This window comes from Hydrogenophaga bisanensis (assembly GCF_042665135.1).
GTDB classification, from domain to species: Bacteria; Pseudomonadota; Gammaproteobacteria; order Burkholderiales; family Burkholderiaceae_C; genus Hydrogenophaga; species Hydrogenophaga bisanensis.
Genome location: NZ_JBHTBX010000003.1, coordinates 110882 through 129225 on the forward strand (window position 1 = coordinate 110882; position 18344 = coordinate 129225).

15 protein-coding genes are annotated in these 18344 nt (G+C 65.8%); 6 read left to right on the plus strand and 9 right to left on the minus strand.

Going from position 1 to position 18344, the window contains the following annotated elements; all coding sequences use genetic code 11:
• Nucleotides 1-56: 56 nt before the first annotated feature.
• Together ettA and ACFQNJ_RS05890 are read right to left on the minus strand one after the other, a co-directional pair.
• Nucleotides 57-1721 (minus strand): energy-dependent translational throttle protein EttA, encoded by a 1665-nt coding sequence (gene ettA, locus ACFQNJ_RS05885; RefSeq protein ID WP_382254870.1) that lies wholly within the window; start codon nucleotides 1719-1721, stop codon nucleotides 57-59.
• A 149-nt stretch (nucleotides 1722-1870) separates the two neighbouring features.
• Entirely contained in the window at nucleotides 1871-4048 is a 2178-nt protein-coding gene (locus ACFQNJ_RS05890) for a DUF1631 family protein (protein WP_382254873.1), read from the minus strand.
• 287 nt (nucleotides 4049-4335) lie between these two features.
• Between ACFQNJ_RS05890 and ACFQNJ_RS05895 the strand changes: the two genes are divergently transcribed.
• Entirely contained in the window at nucleotides 4336-6114 is a 1779-nt protein-coding gene (locus tag ACFQNJ_RS05895; RefSeq protein WP_382254876.1) for a DEAD/DEAH box helicase, read from the plus strand.
• A 37-nt stretch (nucleotides 6115-6151) separates the two neighbouring features.
• Nucleotides 6152-7243 (plus strand): endonuclease/exonuclease/phosphatase family protein, encoded by a 1092-nt coding sequence (locus ACFQNJ_RS05900; RefSeq protein ID WP_382254878.1) that lies wholly within the window; start codon nucleotides 6152-6154, stop codon nucleotides 7241-7243.
• Between the two features lie 5 nt (nucleotides 7244-7248).
• On the opposite strand, the gene ACFQNJ_RS05905 is transcribed toward ACFQNJ_RS05900, so the two are convergent.
• The gene (locus ACFQNJ_RS05905) at nucleotides 7249-7632 is read right to left on the minus strand and encodes a cupin domain-containing protein (RefSeq protein WP_374640606.1); all 384 of its coding nucleotides are present in this window, start codon (nucleotides 7630-7632) and stop codon (nucleotides 7249-7251) included.
• Between the two features lie 178 nt (nucleotides 7633-7810).
• Between ACFQNJ_RS05905 and ACFQNJ_RS05910 the strand changes: the two genes are divergently transcribed.
• Complete coding sequence (locus ACFQNJ_RS05910) at nucleotides 7811-8587, plus strand: hypothetical protein (protein WP_382254881.1); 777 nt, start codon at nucleotides 7811-7813, stop codon at nucleotides 8585-8587.
• Nucleotides 8588-8596: 9 nt separating this feature from the next.
• On the opposite strand, the gene ACFQNJ_RS05915 is transcribed toward ACFQNJ_RS05910, so the two are convergent.
• From ACFQNJ_RS05915 to ACFQNJ_RS05925, 3 genes are all read right to left on the minus strand, one after another.
• Nucleotides 8597-9322, minus strand: coding sequence for a nitroreductase (locus tag ACFQNJ_RS05915; RefSeq protein WP_382254884.1), 726 nt, complete (start codon nucleotides 9320-9322; stop codon nucleotides 8597-8599).
• Nucleotides 9323-9392: 70 nt separating this feature from the next.
• Complete coding sequence (locus ACFQNJ_RS05920) at nucleotides 9393-9839, minus strand: acyl-CoA thioesterase (protein ID WP_374640609.1); 447 nt, start codon at nucleotides 9837-9839, stop codon at nucleotides 9393-9395.
• Nucleotides 9840-9875: 36 nt separating this feature from the next.
• Nucleotides 9876-10811: a histone deacetylase family protein gene (locus ACFQNJ_RS05925; protein WP_382254887.1), complete on the minus strand. Its 936-nt coding sequence runs from the start codon at nucleotides 10809-10811 to the stop codon at nucleotides 9876-9878.
• Nucleotides 10812-11062: 251 nt separating this feature from the next.
• Between ACFQNJ_RS05925 and ACFQNJ_RS05930 the strand changes: the two genes are divergently transcribed.
• From ACFQNJ_RS05930 to ACFQNJ_RS05940, 3 genes are all read left to right on the plus strand, one after another.
• Entirely contained in the window at nucleotides 11063-11608 is a 546-nt protein-coding gene (locus ACFQNJ_RS05930; RefSeq protein ID WP_374640611.1) for a phasin family protein, read from the plus strand.
• A gap of 306 nt (nucleotides 11609-11914) precedes the next feature.
• A complete protein-coding gene (locus ACFQNJ_RS05935) occupies nucleotides 11915-12958 on the plus strand; it encodes an extracellular solute-binding protein (RefSeq protein ID WP_382254890.1) in 1044 nt (347 codons plus the stop codon).
• Between the two features lie 102 nt (nucleotides 12959-13060).
• Complete coding sequence (locus ACFQNJ_RS05940) at nucleotides 13061-13819, plus strand: 3-hydroxyacyl-CoA dehydrogenase (RefSeq protein WP_382254892.1); 759 nt, start codon at nucleotides 13061-13063, stop codon at nucleotides 13817-13819.
• A gap of 7 nt (nucleotides 13820-13826) precedes the next feature.
• On the opposite strand, the gene ACFQNJ_RS05945 is transcribed toward ACFQNJ_RS05940, so the two are convergent.
• From ACFQNJ_RS05945 to ACFQNJ_RS05955, 3 genes are all read right to left on the minus strand, one after another.
• Nucleotides 13827-14354 (minus strand): GspE/PulE/PilB domain-containing protein, encoded by a 528-nt coding sequence (locus ACFQNJ_RS05945; protein ID WP_374640614.1) that lies wholly within the window; start codon nucleotides 14352-14354, stop codon nucleotides 13827-13829.
• Nucleotides 14355-14421: 67 nt separating this feature from the next.
• Nucleotides 14422-16338 carry a GspE/PulE family protein gene (locus ACFQNJ_RS05950; RefSeq protein ID WP_382254894.1) on the minus strand — a complete coding sequence of 639 codons (1917 nt, stop codon included), beginning with the start codon at nucleotides 16336-16338 and terminating at the stop codon, nucleotides 14422-14424.
• A gap of 58 nt (nucleotides 16339-16396) precedes the next feature.
• A complete protein-coding gene (locus ACFQNJ_RS05955) occupies nucleotides 16397-18340 on the minus strand; it encodes a GspE/PulE family protein (RefSeq protein WP_382254897.1) in 1944 nt (647 codons plus the stop codon).
• Nucleotides 18341-18344 lie beyond the last annotated feature (4 nt).

Sequence of the window (18344 nt, forward strand, 5' to 3'; positions counted from 1 at the left end):
AGGCACTGCCCCCCAGTGGGGGGTGACGCGCCGCAGGGCGCGGCGCGGGGGGCGTCTTACTTCAAGGATTTGAAGCGCGCACGCTTCGGTCGTGCACCCTCTTCGCCCAGGCGCTTCTTCTTGTCTTCCTCGTACTCGGTGAAGTTGCCGTCGTAGAAGTACCACTGGCTGTCGCCCTCGTAGGCCAGGATGTGGGTGCAGATGCGGTCGAGGAACCAGCGGTCGTGCGAGATCACCATGGCCGAGCCGGCGAACTCCAGCAGCGCTTCTTCCAGCGCACGCAGGGTTTCGACGTCGAGGTCGTTCGAGGGTTCGTCAAGCATCAGCACGTTGCCGCCCTGGGCCAGGGTCTTGGCCAGGTGCAGGCGGCCACGCTCACCGCCCGACAGATTCTTGACCAGCTTCTGCTGGTCGTTGCCCTTGAAGTTGAAGCGGCCAAGGTAGGCACGGCTGGGCATGACGAACTTGCCCACGGTGATGTTGTCGAGACCGCCCGAGACGTCTTCCCACACGGTCTTGTCGCCTTCCAGGCTCTCGCGGCTCTGGTCGACGAAGGCCAGCTTGGCGGTCTTGCCGATGACGATCTCGCCCGCATCGGGTTTCTCCACACCCTGGATCATGCGGAACAGCGTCGACTTGCCGGCCCCGTTGGGACCGATGATGCCCACGATGGCACCGGCCGGCAGCTTGAAACTCAGGTTGTCGATCAGCACGCGGTCGCCGAAGGACTTGGTCACGCCGTTGAACTCGATGACCTGGGCACCCAGGCGCTCGGCCACGGGAATGAAGATCTCGTTGGTCTCGTTGCGCTTCTGGTATTCGACGTCGCTCAGCTCCTCGAAACGGGCCAGGCGGGCCTTGCTCTTGGCCTGACGGCCCTTGGCGTTCTTGCGCACCCACTCCAGTTCTTCCTTCATGGCCTTCCGGTGGGCATCCTCGGCCTTCTGTTCCTGGTCCAAGCGCTTGCCCTTCTGGTCCAGCCACTCGGAGTAGTTGCCCTTCCAGGGAATGCCATGACCGCGGTCGAGTTCGAGAATCCACTCGGCGGCGTTGTCCAGGAAGTAGCGGTCGTGGGTGATGGCCACCACGGTGCCGGGGAAGCGCTGCAGGAACTGCTCCAGCCAGTGCACGGATTCGGCGTCCAGGTGGTTGGTCGGCTCGTCCAGCAGCAGCATGTCGGGCTTGGACAGCAGCAGGCGGCACAGGGCCACGCGGCGCTTCTCGCCACCGGACAGGTTCTTGATGACGGCATCCCAGGGCGGCAGGTTCAGCGCGTCGGCCGCCAGTTCCAGCTGCAGGTCGGAGTTTTCAGACCCGCTGGCGGCGATGATGGCTTCCAGCTCAGCCTGCTCGGCGGCCAGGGCGTCGAAATCGGCGTCGGGCTCGGCGTAGGCGGCGTACACCTCTTCGAGGCGGGCCTTGGCCTTGAGCGCACCGCCGATGCCCTCTTCCACCGCCTGGCGAACGGTCTGCTCGGGATCCAGCTGCGGCTCCTGGGGCAGGTAGCCGATCTGGATGCCGGGCATCGGGATGGCTTCACCCTCGATCTCCTTGTCGACACCCGCCATGATCTTGAGCAGGGTGGACTTGCCCGAACCGTTGAGGCCGAGCACGCCGATCTTGGCGCCGGGGAAGAAGGACAGGGAAATGTCTTTCAAGATCTGCCGCTTGGGCGGCACGGTCTTGGAGACGCGGTTCATGGAAAAGACGTATTGGGCCATGGCAGTTCGCAAGGGGTGGGGAATGGGCGGAACAGCTGGTCCGCCGGGCTGACCGGGACTGCCTCGCAAGAGGGGCTGGCCGGCGCCAAAACCTCGATTATCGCCGGGATGGGCCAATCAAAGGAATGACCGTCCGAAAGCGGGTGATCTCAGGAAGATGCCTGTGTATTGCGCAGCGCTTCCTGGGCCACGGCATCCAGCGCACCGTCGACCATGCCACCGCGTGAAACGACACGCAGCGCATCCTTGTTGCGCAGCCTTTCCATCGTTCGGCGGGTCATGGAATGGGCCGTCCCCCTGGATGAGACGAACATGTACAACCCGCCGCGGGGACTGGTCCAGGTCAGTTGCGCACGGATCCATTCGCCTTGCACGTGCAGGTCGACCCAGGCGCCCGTGGCCAGATCGATCGGCACCAGCGGCTCCAGCGGCATGGGACCCGAGACCGCGTCCAGGAAACCAGCCTCGTCCGCCTCCTGACCGGCCATCCAGAAGGTGTCGTCCAACGGTTCACTCAGCGGCTCCTGTTCAGCCCCCGGTGCATCAACCGCAGACGCATCGGGGGGGGTCACAGTGGTCACCATGTCGGTCCGATCCACCTGGGGTGCGGGCGCGGGCACCTCGGTCAGCACCGGTATGTCAAAGGCCTTCTCGTGCAACCGCACCAGCTCGTCCATGAACTGTCCGGTCAGCTCGGCCGGGTAGCCGATGCGCAGCAGACCCTGCCGGATTTGCTCCAGCAGTCTCGGCACGAGGCGACCCAGACGATCGGCGTCCCGCCGGATCAGCCCGGCCTGCGCGCTCCAGATCAGCTCATCGGCCACACCATCCAGCGAATCCGTGCCCTGGGTGGGCACCAACTGGCTCTCGGCCACGGCATGTGCCCACGGACCGGTGAGAAAGCGCTGAACGAACTCCGGCACCTCCTTGTCCTGGAGGCGCTGGCGGTACTCGGTAGCGAGTCGCTCTGCCAGAGTCTGCCGCTGCTCGGCATGCAGCAGGGCCCGGGCCGCATCGGCCTGGCGTTGCAGCTTGCGGGCATCGTCCTGCTCCCAACGCTGTCGCAGGCGCTTGAGCAGCCGGGCGAACATCTCGTCCGACACCTCCACCTGGTCGATGGCGCGAACCGCTGCGCCGACCGACCGGATGAAGTCCTCGAAGCCGTCATCCCGGTTGCTCTGGTAGCCCAGCCCGCGCTGGGCAATGACTTCCAGCAGCTGGCGGGCGGGATGCAGCCGGTCACTGAAGAACCGGGGCTCGGCCTGCGACAGGCGGATCAGCGAAGGCTCCAGCAGGCCCAGTTCACGCCGGATGGCAGGCAGCAGCCGCTCGTCCTGGGTAAGGTTCTCCAGCATCAGCCGCACCACCTCCTGGCCGAGCAGTCGCCCCAGGTGCTGGCCGCTGACCACCGGCAGCTCGGGCATGGCGGGGTCTGCACCGCCAGCCTCGGTGGCCGGCCGCTTGCGCAGGCGCTGCAGCAGCGGCTCGATCATGTCCATGTCTTCCAGCGCGCTCATGGACGCCGGCACCGTGTGCAGGAACATGGGCCCGCCGTCGGCCGGGGCATTGAGCTCACCCGCCAGCAACTGACGCAGGCGGCCGAGCGTCAGCAGCGTGCGTCCGACGGCCTGGCTGGGTGGCTGGTCCGGGGTTTGCCTGGCACTCGGGGGCAGCAGGGGCTCCACCCCGTGGGCCTGCAACCACTGGATCAGTTCACGGTAGACCTGTCGAAGGCTCTCTCCTAGGATGTTGGCCACCGGCACGAACAGCACGCTGCGCTGCTGGGGATCGGGCACATGCTGCACCATCAGGGACCGCAGCGCCACCGCGTAGGTGCGGGGCCTCAGCGGATTGAGATCGGGCTGCACCGTCAGCCACCCCATGAGGTTGCTCACGAGCGCGTTCAATCGTGGGAGCAGTTCGGCCGTGGGCCTGAGCAGCCCCTGCTCGGCCGTCGCAAACTCGATGCTCGCGTTGATGTGCCGGTCATCCAGCAGCCGAAGGTCATCGAAACGCATGGCCGGTTGGGCCAGCGCCTCGTCCCCCTGCCCGTGGTACATCATCTGTCGCAGGTGATGGTTCCAGTCGCGCTTGAGCGCGTCGGCGTCGCCCATCAGGCGTTCGACCGTGACCACATCCACCAGTTCCAGCCCCATGGGCAGACCCGACGGCCTGGAGAGATCGCAGGCCGGCGCCAGCGCCTCCAGCAACTCGTCGATCATGGCGTCCGAAATCGACAGCGCCGCCTCCAGCGTGTGCTGCAGGGTCGGACGCAGCTTGCCCGTGTCGTTGGCAATGCCGGAACGGATCAGCTGGGGGGCATGCATGGTCGATGGCGCTGGGATTGACTAAGAAAGCATTATGGATTCGGACACCTCCGAAAGGGTTCGGCAGGCGTTGAACGGGTGCGCTGAGCAGACAGGCTGCAAGCCGTGCGACAATACGCCCTGTTCGGGCACTCCAGTCGGCCCGGCACCGGCGATCACGCCGGGGCGAACACCCAAACCCAGGTGGCGCCCATTCCTGTATCCATCAGCCCGTTCTGGCCCTTTGGCAACCCGCCATCGGGAGTGGCCGATGCCCCCAGCGCCCTGGACGGGCGCCCCTACTGCCAATGAACTTTGACGAACTGAACCTGGCCCCGGCCATCGTGCAAGCGGTGCGCGAACAGGGCTACGAGACCCCCACCCCCATCCAGGTCGAGGCCATCCCGGCCGTGCTCGCCGGACGCGACCTGCTGGCAGGCGCACAGACCGGCACCGGCAAGACCGCGGCTTTCACGCTGCCCCTGCTGCAGCGACTCTCGCAGGCCGATCGGGCCCGCAGCCAGTTCGGTGGCATCGGCATTCGTGCCCTGGTGCTCACCCCCACGCGCGAACTGGCGGCCCAGGTCGAGGAGTCGGTGCGCACGTACGGCAAGCACCTGCCGCTGACCTCTGCGGTCATCTTCGGTGGCGTGGGCATGAACCCCCAGATCAACGCCATGAAGAAGGGCGTCGACATCCTGGTCGCCACCCCCGGACGCCTGCTCGACCTGCACCAGCAGGGCCATCTGGACCTGTCCACCGTGCAGGTGCTGGTGCTGGACGAAGCCGACCGCATGCTGGACATGGGCTTCATCCACGACGTCAAGAAGGTGCTGGCCCTGCTACCCAAGGCCAAGCAGAGCCTGCTGTTCTCGGCCACCTTCAGCGACGAGATCCGCGACCTGGCGGGCGGTCTGCTGCATGACCCGCAGCACATCCAGGTCACGCCGCCGAACACCACGGTCCAGCGCATCACCCAGGTCATCCACCCGGTGGGCCGCAACAAGAAGAAGGCGCTGCTGGTCCACATCATCCAGCAGCACAACTGGAGCCAGGTGCTGGTGTTCACGCGCACCAAGTTCGGTGCCAACAACGTGGCCGACTACCTCACCAAGAACGGCGTGAAGGCCATGGCCCTGCACGGCAACAAGAGCCAGGGTGCACGCACCCAGGCACTGGCCGGTTTCAAGAGCGGCGAAATCCGGGCCCTGGTCGCCACCGACATCGCTGCCCGAGGCATCGACATCGATGACCTGCCGCACGTCGTCAACTACGAAATTCCCAATATCCCGGAAGACTACGTTCACCGCATCGGCCGCACCGGCCGGGCAGGCCGCGAAGGTCAGGCGGTCAACCTCGTCTGCCTGGACGAGGAAGGCTTCATGATGGAGATCGAGCGCTTCACCAAGCAGCAGATTCCTGTGGAGATCTTCCAGGAGTTCATGCCTGAACCCGGCGAGATTGCCGAACCCATCGCCATGGGTCGCCAGACCCTGTGGGGCGGCGCCGGCAAGCCGCCCAGCCGCGAGGTGATGGCCGCCGCCGCCAAGGCGGCCCGTCAGGAGATGATGCAGCGCATCCGCGAGAAAAAGGCCGCCGAAGGCCAGCCCAAAGCCCGTAGCCCGCGTCCGCAGAGCGCCGCCGGCAGCGATGGCGAAGGCAACCCGTCACAGGGCGAAGGTGAAGCCGGCCGGTCCCAGCAAGGGCCACGAGGCGATGGCACCGGTCGCTCGCGACGCCGCCGCGGTGGTCGCGGCCAGGGGCAGGGTCAAGGCCAGGGACAGCAGGCCCAGGCACCCCGCAATGACCGTCCGCCGCGTCAGGAACGCGGCCCCCGCCCGGAAAGGGCTTGGGACGGCGAAGGTGATCGGCCCGAGCGTCAGCCCGGCCCGAACGCCCACCTGGGACAGCTGCGCATCCGCGAGCCACGTCCGCGCTCTGCCGCCCCCGGTGGTCAGCCGGATCCGCTGCGCACCAGCATCGACGCCATGCGCACCGGCAACCGTCACAAGAACAAGGGCGGCGACAAGCAACGCGGCGGCGGTGGCGCCGATCCGCTGCGCACCAGTTACGGACGAATCCGCTGATCCGTGCCACCCCTGAAGGGGTGGTTACAGTGCGCTCATGAACACCGAGCGCACGAGTCCTGAAGATCAAGCCCCGACGACCACCGGCAACGGTGGTTCCGGGGCTTTGTCACGTTGGGCCACCCTGACCGTGGCCACCTGCAATCTGCTCAACCTGGCCCAGCCTGGCCGAGCCTTCTATGCGAACCAGTCCGCCTACAGCCAGGATGAGTTCACGCGCAAGGCCGACTGGCTGGGTGATCGTTTTCGCACCCTCAACGCCGACGTCCTGGCGGTTCAGGAGGTCTGGGACGAGGTGGCCCTGCGCGTCGCCATCGCCCGCAGCGGCCTGCAGTACGGATCGGTCATGGTGCCAGGAGCTGGGAACGGCCCAGACGAACACGGCGCGCAGGGCACGCCCAGGGTTGGCCTGGTCACGCGGCTGAAGGTCGATGCGGTGGAGTCCTGGCAGGACTTCCCTGCGGCAGCGGTGCTCGATGTGCCGGGCCTGGGGCCGCATCGCGCCTTCGAGCGTCCGCCGCTGATGGCACGGCTGCGCATGAAACATGGCCAGCCGGTCTGCGTGATCACCGCGCACCTCAAGTCCAAGCGACCCAAGTTCCTGCAGGACCAGCAAGGGGAACCGCTGGAAGATCCGGACGATCCGACCGTGCAGGCGGTCGCCTCGCTGCGATCGCTGATGATGCGTGCCGCCGAAGCCCTGGCCCTGCGGCTGAAGGTGGTCGAACTGCTGCACCGCACCCGGCTGCCGCTGGTGCTGATGGGCGACCTCAACGACAGTCCGCACAGCGTGACCACCCAGCTGATCGCCGCCACCTCGCAGACGGCCTATGACAAGGGCGCCCGTGATGCGGCCCTGTTCAATGCCTGGGATGTGCAGGCCGGTGCAGCGCTGCGACGTGACGTGGCCTATTCGCACATCCATCAGGGCTACCCGGAAGTGCTCGATCAGGTGCTGGTCAGCGAGGAGTTTGTGGCCGACAACCCGCGAGCCATCGGGGATGTGGTGCGTGTGGAGGTCTTCAATGACCACCTGCACGAGGGGCGCAGCCGCGCCCGCAGCGACCATGGCTTCGTCCGCGCCCTTCTGCGGGTGAAGCTGCCTGATGCAGCAACCGCCATCGGCTGATCGCCTCAGACACGCACAAAGGCGGTCACCAGCGGTTCGTCACCGACCTGCCGACTGCAGTGGCCGTGCACCGCCGGGTCAAACGTGGCCCCCGGCGGCAACGTGTCGTTGGAGAAGAAGTGCTCGCCTGGGCCGAAGCGACGGGTGGTGCCATCCCGCAGCCCGATTTCCATGCAGCCGCGCAGGACGAACAGCCACTGCGGGGCACCTGTGCAGTGGAACTCACTGCGGAATCCGACCGGGCTCTGGCGCAGTTGCAGCCCAGAGACAGGCATGAGGCTGGACAACCGCGCCGCTGGCGAGCCTTCATCCAGCGCGAGGTCGTCTTCCCGAAAGCGCGCCAGGCCTTCGGGGTCGGTGAAGAGTTCAACACGGCGAAACACAGTCATTGGGCATCCTTGAGGGCACCGGGTGGCACCCTTGCCGGGTTTGTAGCAGAGATCGCCCGATGCCACGGCGGTAAAGCGGGCATGCATCTTTTTACAGGCCGTTGCAGCCCACCCCAAGGGCCGGATACGCTGGCCATGCCCAATGCTTTCCATCATCCACTGCCCTTCAAGGTGCCTCATGAACGCGTCTCCCAAGCTCAATCGCCGCCACCTCATCGGCCTGCTGGCCGCCGCACCGGTGCTGACCACCCTGCCCGTGCAGGCCGCCGACCGGGGATGGATGGATCTGCGGGTGATCGACCGCCAGCGCGGCCGTGAGATCCCGGTCTACGAGCACCGTGGTCAACGCTGGATCGCGGGCGAGCCGGGTGTTCGATATGCCATCGAACTGCGGAACCGGACACCGGAACGACTGCTGGGGGTTGTGTCGGTCGATGGCATCAATGTGATCAGCGGCGAGACCGCCGCCACGGATCAGGCCGGCTATGTGGTGCGCCCCTGGGACCGGACCGAAATCGCCGGGTGGCGAAAGTCCGAACGTGAGATTGCGGCCTTTCACTTCACCCGCATCAGCCGGTCCTACGCGGCACGCACGGGTCGACCGGACGATGTCGGCGTGATCGGGGTGGCGGTTTTTCGTGAACGGCCGGTGGTGGTGACGCCAGAGTGGCCCGCGCCCGAATGGCAGGACCCCGACCGGGTCACCCCCTATTCCAGCCGACGCTCCGGCCCTTCTGCGGCGGCGCCATCGGTGGGCACCGGCCACGGTGAGCGCGAGTTCGATCGGGCCAGACGAACCGAATTCGAGCGGCTAAGCGACCAGCCGGACGAGGTGGTCAGCATCCGGTACGACAGCCATGACAAGCTGGTGGCCATGGGCATCATCCGGCCGCGCCGCTGGCACCGGCCCGACCCGTTCCCGGGAGAGGGCCGGTTTGTGCCGGACCCCTACTGAACGACGACCTCAGTCCAGCCAGCGGGTGAACGAAGACACTGGCTCGCGCGGGGTGTGGAATCCGTTGACCTTGTCGTCCGGATCGGCATGGCCCAGGGCCATGCCGCACACCAGCATCTCGCCCTCACCTGCCCCGATGTGCGGCAGGATGATGCGCGCAAAGCCGTTCCACGCGGCCTGCGGGCAGGTGTGCAGTCCCTGCGCGCGCGCCGCGACCATGATGTTCTGCAGGAACATGCCGTAGTCCACCAGCGAGCCTCGGCCAAGGACCCGGTCGATGGTGAACATCAGCCCCACCGGCGCGTCAAAAAAACGGAAATTGCGTTGGTGCTGCAGGTGCATCCGGTCCTTGTCGCCCTTGCCGATGCCCAGCAGGCCGTACAGGCCCCAGCCGTTCTCGCGGCGGCGGTCGATGTACGGACTGACCCACTGCGGGGGGTAGTAGTCGTATTCCTCGCGATACTGTTCGGCCAGCGAGGGATCGGCCCTGAGGGCGTCATGCGCCGCACAGCACTTGTCCACCAGGCTGTCACGGCTGGCGCCCTGCAGCACGTACACCTTCCACGGCTGGGTATTGGTGCCCGACGGGGCCCGGCTGGCCACCGTCAGGATGTGCTCGATCGTTTCGCGGGAAATCGCCGTGGGCAGAAAGGCCCGGGCGGACATCCGGCTGGTGATGGCGGCATCCACGCTGGCGGCGTCGGTCACGGCTGGCGCCGTCGGGTTCTGGCTCATGTGTTGTCTCCTGGATTTACGTTGACGTAAACGTCAATTATGTCAGCGCCGTCTGGCGCAACCGCCCGTGTCACAGCGCGGTCTGCAGGACGGTCTTCAGGCTGGGGGGCAAGGGCACCGGACGCCGCGTCTGGCGGTCCACGTACACATGGATGAAGTGTCCGCAGGCGGCCGTCAGCGGCTCGCCCTGGGCGAACAGGCCAACCTCGTAACGCACACTGGACGAACCCAGATGCGCCACGCGCAGGCCGGCCTCGATGGTCTGGGGAAACGCCAGGGGCGCGAAGTAGTTGCACTGGGTCTCGATGACCAGACCGATGACCTCACCGGCGTGGATGTCCAGCGCGCCCTGCTCGATCAGCCAGGCATTGACCGCCGTGTCGAACCAGCTGTAGTAGACGACGTTGTTGACGTGCCCGTAGACATCGTTGTCCATCCAGCGCGTGCCGATGGGACGAAACACGCGGTAATGGTCGCGGGGGCGGGCTTGCGGGCGGACGGGAGAGGCAGCGTTCATGGTCGCGATTCTGCCTGTGGCACACGCCACCCCCTGTCACGTTCGCGAGCGTTGCCAGCGGGCGTGGTAGTCCAGCGCCACGCGATAGGTGTTCGTCTGCACCGTCAGGGTGGTTTCGATGTCGGTGCCGTATCCGCCCGCCATCGAAAATGCCAACGGAACGCGTCGCTGCCAGGCCCAGTCCATCACACGACGGTCACGGGCCTCCAGCCCGTCGTAGCTGATCTTCAGTCGACCCAGGCGGTCACCCTCATGCGGATCGGCGCCCGCCAGGTAGATGATCAGGCCCGGGTCAAACCGGCGTTCCAGCTCATTCAATGCCTGTTCGAGCGCTTCGAGGTACTCGGCGTCGGCACAACCATCGGGCAACTCCACGTCCAGGTCGCTCGGCTCCTTGCGGAACGGGAAGTTGCGCGCACCGTGCAGGGACAGCGTGAAAACCGACTCATCACGCGCAAAGATGCTCGCGGTGCCGTTGCCCTGGTGGACATCCAGATCGATGATCGCCACCCGCAGCACGCCAGCTGGGCGCTGGCGCCGGGCATGTTCGGCCTGCATCAGCCGGGCAGCGACCGCCGAGTCGTTGAAGACGCAGAACCCGCTGCCCTTGTCGGCATAGGCATGGTGGGTGCCCCCGGCAATGTTGGCGGCCAGGCCATCCCCGGCCATCGCGATGCGACAGGCCTGGACAGTCGCGCCGACCGATCGCCGCGCCCGCTCGGCCATGGCCGGACTCCAGGGAAATCCGATCTCGCGCTGGGCCGCCGCACTGAGCGTCCCGTTGCGAACCGCTGCGATGTAAGCCGGCGTGTGTGCCAGCGCCAGTTCGCCATCGGTTGCGGGCAGTGCCTCGGCCAGGCTGACACCCGGCAGGCCGTCCAGGCGCTGCCGCAGCAGACCGTACTTGGCCATGGGGAAGCGATGCCCCTGGGGCAAGGGCAGGACGAAATGGTCGGCGTAGTAAACGTGCACGGCAGAGGGCTGACAAGACAGACGCCCGATTGTGGCTGCGCCGCCAAGACCGACCAGCCGACCCCGGTTCTAGGCGATGGACACTAATTTGCTGCACCGCAACAAAAAAGCCTTGCATCCAACGGTCGGATGCCTATAATTCGAGTCATGTTGCAGCGCAGCAAAGCGAACGACAAGAACAGCGTCCAGACAGCGCGGTGTTCCACGCAGGCTTCAACTACCCCCCAGATCAACCATCAAGGAGTATGAACATGTTGACCGCTGAACAAATCGTCGCCGCCCAGAAATCCAACCTCGAAACCCTCTTCGGCCTGACCCAGAAGGCCTTTGAAGGCGTCGAGAAGCTCGTCGAGCTGAACATCCAGGCCACCAAGGCCGCCATGGCCGAAGCCGCCAACAACACCCAGGCCATGATGTCCGTCAAGGACGCCCAGGAACTGCTGACCCTGCAAGCCAGCCTGATGCAGCCCCTGGCCGAAAAGACCGTGGCTTACAGCCGCCACCTGTACGACATCGCTTCGGGCACCGGGGCCGAGTTCGGCAAGGCCGCTGAAGCCCAGGCCGCCGACGCCCAGAAGAAGTTCATGGCCGTGGTCGACAATGCCGCCAAGAACGCTCCCGCCGGTTCCGAGACCGCCGTGGCCGTGATGAAGAGCGCCGTGTCCGCCGCCAACAACGCCATGGAGTCCGTTCAGAAGGCCGTCAAGCAGGCCTCTGAAATGGCCGAAGCCAACTTCAATGCCGTCACCAGCCAGGCCGTGAACGCCGCCAAGGCCACGACCACCAAGAAGCGCTGATTGACACGGCGTCGCTTCTTTCGCCGCTTCTTGACCAAGGTCAAGGGCTCGGGAAGCGATCAGGGGCATACTGGCATCAGACCTTGAGAGGCGGTGCTGGCAACCCCAGCCGTTTTTCTGGTTGTCTCCTCGGGTCCTTTTCGAAATCGGATTTCATCGGACCCCTTAGAGCCCCGGTCGCAAGCCGGGGCTTTTTTTCGTCTGTCGTGTGGTTTTTATCAATAACCATTCGCATTAATGTTACGATACGCGTTGACTGTCTTTGCGAGACAGCCTGACCGACCCTTTTCCACGGAAACAACTCGCATGCGATTCCTTGCCAAGCTCCCGATCGTTCTGGCCGCCGCCGCGGCAGCCCTGGCCGCACAGGCACAGGACAAGGTGCTCAACCTCTACTCGGCCCGTCACTACCAGACCGACGAGGCCATGTACGACAACTTCACCAAGACCACCGGCATCAAGATCAACCGGGTGGACGCCGACGATGCCGGCATCATTGCCCGACTGAAGGCTGAAGGTGCTGCCTCGCCTGCCGACGTGGTGCTGCTGGTGGACGCCGCCCGCATGGCCAGCGCCGACAGCCAGGGCCTGTTCCAGCCGATCAAGTCGGCCAAGCTCGATGCCGCCATTCCCTCCAACCTGCGCGCCGACGCCACGGCCGACGGTGTGACCTGGACCGGCTTCTCCACCCGGGCCCGTGTCGTCGTCTATGACCCGCTTCGCGTGAAGGCCGCCGATGTGGCCACCTATGAGCAACTGGCTGACCCCAAGCTCAAGGGCCTGCTCTGCACCCGTTCGGGATCGCATCCGTACAACCTGTCGCTGTTTGCCACGGTGGTCGAACGGTTGGGCGACCAGAAGGGCGAAGCCTGGCTCAAGGGCATGGTGGACAACATGGCCCGCGCACCCAAGGGCGGCGACACCGACCAGATCAAGGCCGTGGCCTCCGGTGAGTGCGGCGTGGCCATCACCAACACCTACTACCTGGCCCGCCTGATGAAGTCGACCAAGGCCGAGGACCGCGCCGTGGTCGAGAAGATCAAGGTGGTGTTCCCCAACCAGGGCACCAGCGGTACGCATGTGAACATTGCCGGCGCCGCCGTGGCCAAGCATGCCAAGAACCGTGACAACGCGATCGTCTTCATGGAATACCTGGCCAGCCCCTTCGCCCAAGAGTATTTTGCCAACGGCAACAACGAGTTCGCTGCCGCCAAGGGGGTGAAGATCGACAACCCGGCCCTCAAGGCCATGGGGGGCGAGAACTTCAAGGCGGAGACCATTCCGCTGGGTTCCGTGGCCCGCCACATGACCAAGGTGCAGCAGATGCTGGACCGCGTCGGGTACAAGTGATCTCCTGACAGCCCGCTTTTCGCGGGCTTTTTTGTGGGCGATAATTGACGTTTACGTCAACGTCAACTTGATCATCCATCCCACCCCAACGAGGAGCACATCATGGAAATCGCAGGCAAGGTCTTTATCGTCACCGGCGGCGCGTCGGGCCTGGGCGAAGGTACGGCCCGCATGCTGGCCGCCAATGGCGGCAAGGTCGTCATTGCCGACATGCAGGTCGAGAAAGGCGAAGCCGTGGCCAGGGAGATCGGCGGCGCCTTCGTCAAATGCGACGTCAGCAACGAAGCCGATGGCCAGGCCGTGGTGGCCAAGGCCGTGTCCATGGGCAAGCTCATGGGTCTGGTCAACTGCGCCGGCATTGCACCGGCCGAAAAGACGGTGGGCAAGAACGGCGCCCATTCGCTGGCGGTGTACACCAAGACCATCATGGTCAACCTGGTGGGCAGCTTCAACATGATCCGTCTGGCGGCCGATGCCATGTGCAAGAACGAGCCCGAGGCCACGGGCGAGCGCGGTGTGATGATCTCCACCGCCAGCGTTGCGGCCTACGATGGCCAGATCGGCCAGGCGGCGTATGCGGCGTCCAAGGGTGGTGTGGTGGGCATGACCCTGCCGATCGCTCGGGACCTGGCGCGCAACGGCATCCGCAACATGACGATCGCACCCGGCATCTTCGGTACGCCCATGCTGTTCGGCATGCCGCAGGAGGTGCAGGACGCGCTGGCCGCCAGCGTGCCCTTCCCCAGCCGCCTGGGCACCCCGACCGACTACGCCAAGCTGGCCAAGCACATCATCGAGAACGACATGCTCAACGGCGAGGTGATCCGCCTGGACGGTGCCATCCGTCTGGCACCGCGTTGACGCGACCTCAGATCAGCGGCGAGCCCAGCTGATCCAGGCGTCGGTCGATGGCATCGGCCGACGCCCAGACCATGGGCATGCTGCGACCACCCGTGGCGACCTGCAGCTGATGCTGGAGTTCATCGCTGGTCGGCTTGCTGGCGGCCACGAAGAACAGCTCGTCGACCATGCCCAGCGGCAGCACGCCGTACAGACGGGCCTGATCGATGGACACGACCTCCAGCGCCTTGGGGTCGATCTCGAAGGTCAACGCGTCGATCTCGGGCAGCCCGGCCACACGGGCCATGGCACGGTGCCAGTCGAATTCGCTGACAACCACCCGCTCCACCAGTTTGCGGGAGCGCGAATGGAACAGCTGCGGGTCCTCCTGGTCGAGCGCCGTGATGGTGGCCTCGTCCAGCACCTGAAGTTGCATCAGCGCCTGCTTGAGGTCAACGATGGGCGCGCGCCGCAGGGACTGCAGTGCCTGCAGCAGTTCGGGCAAATTGCGCGCCGCCACCTGGGGTGCGACCGCGGTGCGTGGTTCTGTACTCATGATTTCCCCTGAAGACACGGCCGGGCACCTGCCAGCGACCGCTACCGGCTAGCTTAGCCGATGCGCGTCAGCGATACGCGGCCCTGGCCTGGGCCATGTCCAGATGTCCCTGGACCACCTTCTCCAGCGCATCATGCCGCAGGCTGCGCATGCCCTCGGTCACGGCCGCGGAAAAGATGCCCGCCGGTCTCGCCCGCTCCTGGATCAGCTGCCGGATGGTTTCACTGTTCTGCAGCAGTTCATACACCCCCTGGCGCCCCTTGTAGCCTTTTCCGCCACAGCGCTCACACCCCACCGGATGCCACACGCGCACCGCTGCCGGCGACGACACCCCCGCAGCGTCCAGCAAGCGCTCTGCGGCTTGCTGCTCGGTCAGGGGACTGCCTTGCCGGTACTCCTTGACCAGATCCTGCCAGCCGCGGTCATCCAGTTCGCTGGCGGCCGCGCACTGGCGGCACAGGCGGCGGACCAGACGCTGGGCCACGATGCCCAGCAACGAGTCGGCGAAGTTCATCGGGTCCATGCCCAGGTCAAGCAGACGGACCACGCTTTCGCTGGCGCTGTTGGTGTGCAGGGTCGAGAGCACCAGGTGACCGGTCAGTGAGGCCTCGATGGCGATCTTCGCCGTCTCCGCGTCCCGGATCTCGCCAATCATGATGATGTCGGGGTCGGCCCGCAGGAAGCTGCGCATGGCACTGGCAAACGTGACGCCGATCTTGGGATTGACCTGCACCTGGCGCAAGCCGGGCTGGCTGATCTCGATCGGATCCTCTGCGGTCCAGATTTTCCTCTCGGGCGTATTGACCTCGGCCAGCATCGAATGCAGCGTGGTCGTCTTGCCCGATCCGGTGGGCCCGGCGGCCAGGATGAGGCCGAAGGAGCGCGCAGAAAAGGAGGCCACGATGTCCTGATCGCGGGGCTGGAAACCCAGGCTGCTCAGCGGCAGCGGCTTGGAGGACGCCAGCAGGCGCAGCACCACATCTTCCAGACCGTCATGGGTGGGCACCACGGCCACACGCAGTTCCAGCTTGGGACCGCCAAACTCCGAGAAATCGATCTTGCCGTCTTGCGGCCGGCGGCGCTCGGAAATGTCGAGCTTGGCCATGATCTTGATGCGCGAGACCAGCGGTGCCCGCAACTTGGCCGGCAGGACCAGATGCTGTTCAAGATCTCCATCCCGCCGGAAGCGGATGAAGGTGGGCTCATCGCCCGGGTTCGACTCGATGTGGATGTCCGAGGTGTTCGTGCGCAGCGCCTCGGCGATGGTGCGCTTGACCAGCCTGACCACGCCGGAGCTTTCGCTGATGGCCGCCATTTCGGCGGCATCGGGGGTGGCCCCCACCTCCTGCATGGCCAACTGAACCAGTTCGTCCTGCACCGTGGCCGGTGGGGGCGGCGGTGTCTTGCGGGCCGGGGGCGTGGGCTCGACCACCGGAGGCAATGTCACACCCGAGGCCTTGGACAACAACGCCAGACGCCGGTCGATGTCATCGGCACTGGCCCATACCATCGCCACCGAGTGGCCCGAGGCGGACACCAGTTCGTGCAGCAGATCCACACTGGTCGGTTTGCTGGATGCGACCATGAACAGGTCGTGCAGCATGCCCAGTGGCACCACCCGGTGCAGCATGGCCTTCTGCAGGGGGAGCAGGTCCAGCGCACGGGGATCGATGGAGAAGGTCGCGACGTCGATCTCGACCAATCCCGCCACGATCGCCATGGCCCGGTGCCACTCTTCGTCGGTGATCAGCAGTCGCTCGACCAGCACGCGGGACCGGGAGCGCAACAGCTCAGGATCCTCCCACTCCAGCACCGCCAGCGTCGCTTCGTCCAGCAGATGCAACTTGTGCATGACTTGTCGCAAGCTCAGGATGGGCACCTGCCGCTGCAGCTCCATGGCCAGCTGCAGTTGTGCCAGGGTGTGGGCAGAGCGCCGTTCCGGGTGCTCGGCCAGGCCCATGAGGGACGAGGGACCGGTGCTCAAGGATCGAGTCCCTGCGATGACAGGCCACCAGACCAGGCGGGCGCGCTTGTGGGCATGATCAGCGGTACGCCAGACGGGCCTGCTTGAGGTCGATCAGCCCCTGCACGACCTTCTCCAGCGCGTCATGACGCAGGCTGCGCATGCCTTCACGCACCGCCGTGTCGAACACCTCGGAGGGCCGCGCCCGGTCCTGGATCAGCTGCTTGATCGAGCGGGAGTTCTGCAGGATCTCGTAGATGCCGATACGCCCCTTGTAGCCTTTGCCGCCGCAATGCTCGCAGCCGACCGGCCGGCGCACGCGGATCTCACCAGACGAGTGCGCATCGGTGGCCTTGAACAGCCGCTCCTGCGCCTCGGCGTGGCTCAGGTCGCTGCCTTCCATGTATTCGGCCAGCAAGGCGTTCCAGTCCTGCTCGTCCATGGGCTGGATCACGGCGCAACGGTCGCAGAGCAGACGCACCAGGCGCTGGGCCACGATGCCCAGCAGCGAGTCGGCGAAGTTCATCGGGTCCATGCCCAGGTCCAGCAGGCGCACCACACTCTCGCTGGCGTTGTTGGTGTGCAGGGTCGAGAGCACCAGGTGACCGGTCAGCGACGCCTCGATGGCCACCTTGGCCGTCTCGGCATCCCGGATCTCGCCCACCATGATGATGTCGGGATCGGCCCGCAGAAACCCCCGCATCGCGTTGGCAAAGGTCAGGCCGATCTTGGAGTTCATCTGTACCTGGCGCAGACCGGGCTGTGTGATCTCGATCGGGTCTTCCGCCGTCCAGATCTTCTTGTCCGGGGTGTTGACCTCGGCCAGCATGGAGTGCAGGGTCGTCGTCTTGCCCGAGCCGGTGGGGCCGGCGGCCAGCACCATGCCGAAGCTGCGTTGCGAGAAACTGGCGATGATGTCCATGTCGCGGGGCTGCAGCCCCAGCTTAGACAGGGGCAGCGGCTTGGCCGACTCCAGCAGCCGCAGGACGACATCTTCCAGGCCATCGTGCGTGGGCATCACCGCCACGCGAAGTTCCAGCTGCTGCCCACCGTACTCGGAGAAATCGATCTTGCCGTCCTGGGGTCGGCGCCGCTCGGCGATGTCCAGTTTGGACATGATCTTGATGCGCGAGACCAGCGGACCACGCAAGCGGGCCGGCAGCATCAGGTAAGGCTCCAGATCGCCATCGCGACGGAAGCGGATCGATGTCATGGCATCGCCCGCATTGGACTCGATGTGAATGTCCGACGCATGCGTGCGCTGGGCTTCGGTGATCATCTCGTTGACCAGCCGGACCATGCCCGCCGACTCGGCGGCTGAGGCCAACTGCTCGGCCTCGTTGGAGGTGCCCACTTCGGACATGGCCTGGACCACCAGGTCTTCCAGTCCCAGCGTCGCGGCTGCCCCTGTGGACTGGCCGTTGGGCATGAGCCGCTGGCGGACATCCCTGGCCGAGACCTCCCCATGTGCCAGCGCGTCGCGGGTCATGCGCTCCTGCAAATCCAGCCGGTGGGCGATGGCCGACCGCGGCGCCCACACCAGCAGAACCGAGTGCCCCGACAGATTGCTCAGCTGGCGCTGAAGGTCCGCGCTGGTGGGCGTGCAGGAGGCCACCGCCAGCTGATCGTTGGTCATCCCCAGCGGCACGACGTTGAGGCTGCGGGCCTGGGGCACCGTGATGAGCTTGAACGCGTCACGCTCGAGGCTGAAGTCCATCAGATCGATCTCGACCAGACCCGCCACCCGGGCCAGGGCACGCTGCAGTTCATCGTCGGTGACCAGGGTGCGCATGACCAGCTCGGACGAGCGGGAGCGGAACAGGTCCGGGTCTTCGTTGGCCAGGCGTTGCGCCGTGACCCCGTCGATCAGCCCCAGCTCCACCAGGGCCTGCCTCAGCCCGACGATGGGCTTTCGACGCTGCAGGTCCAGGGATGCCTGCAACTGCGGCAAGCTTCGGACAGGTGTATCCACCGGATCCGTCATGACCGGCACACGGGTGGGAAGGGGGGGCGACAATGTCATCCAG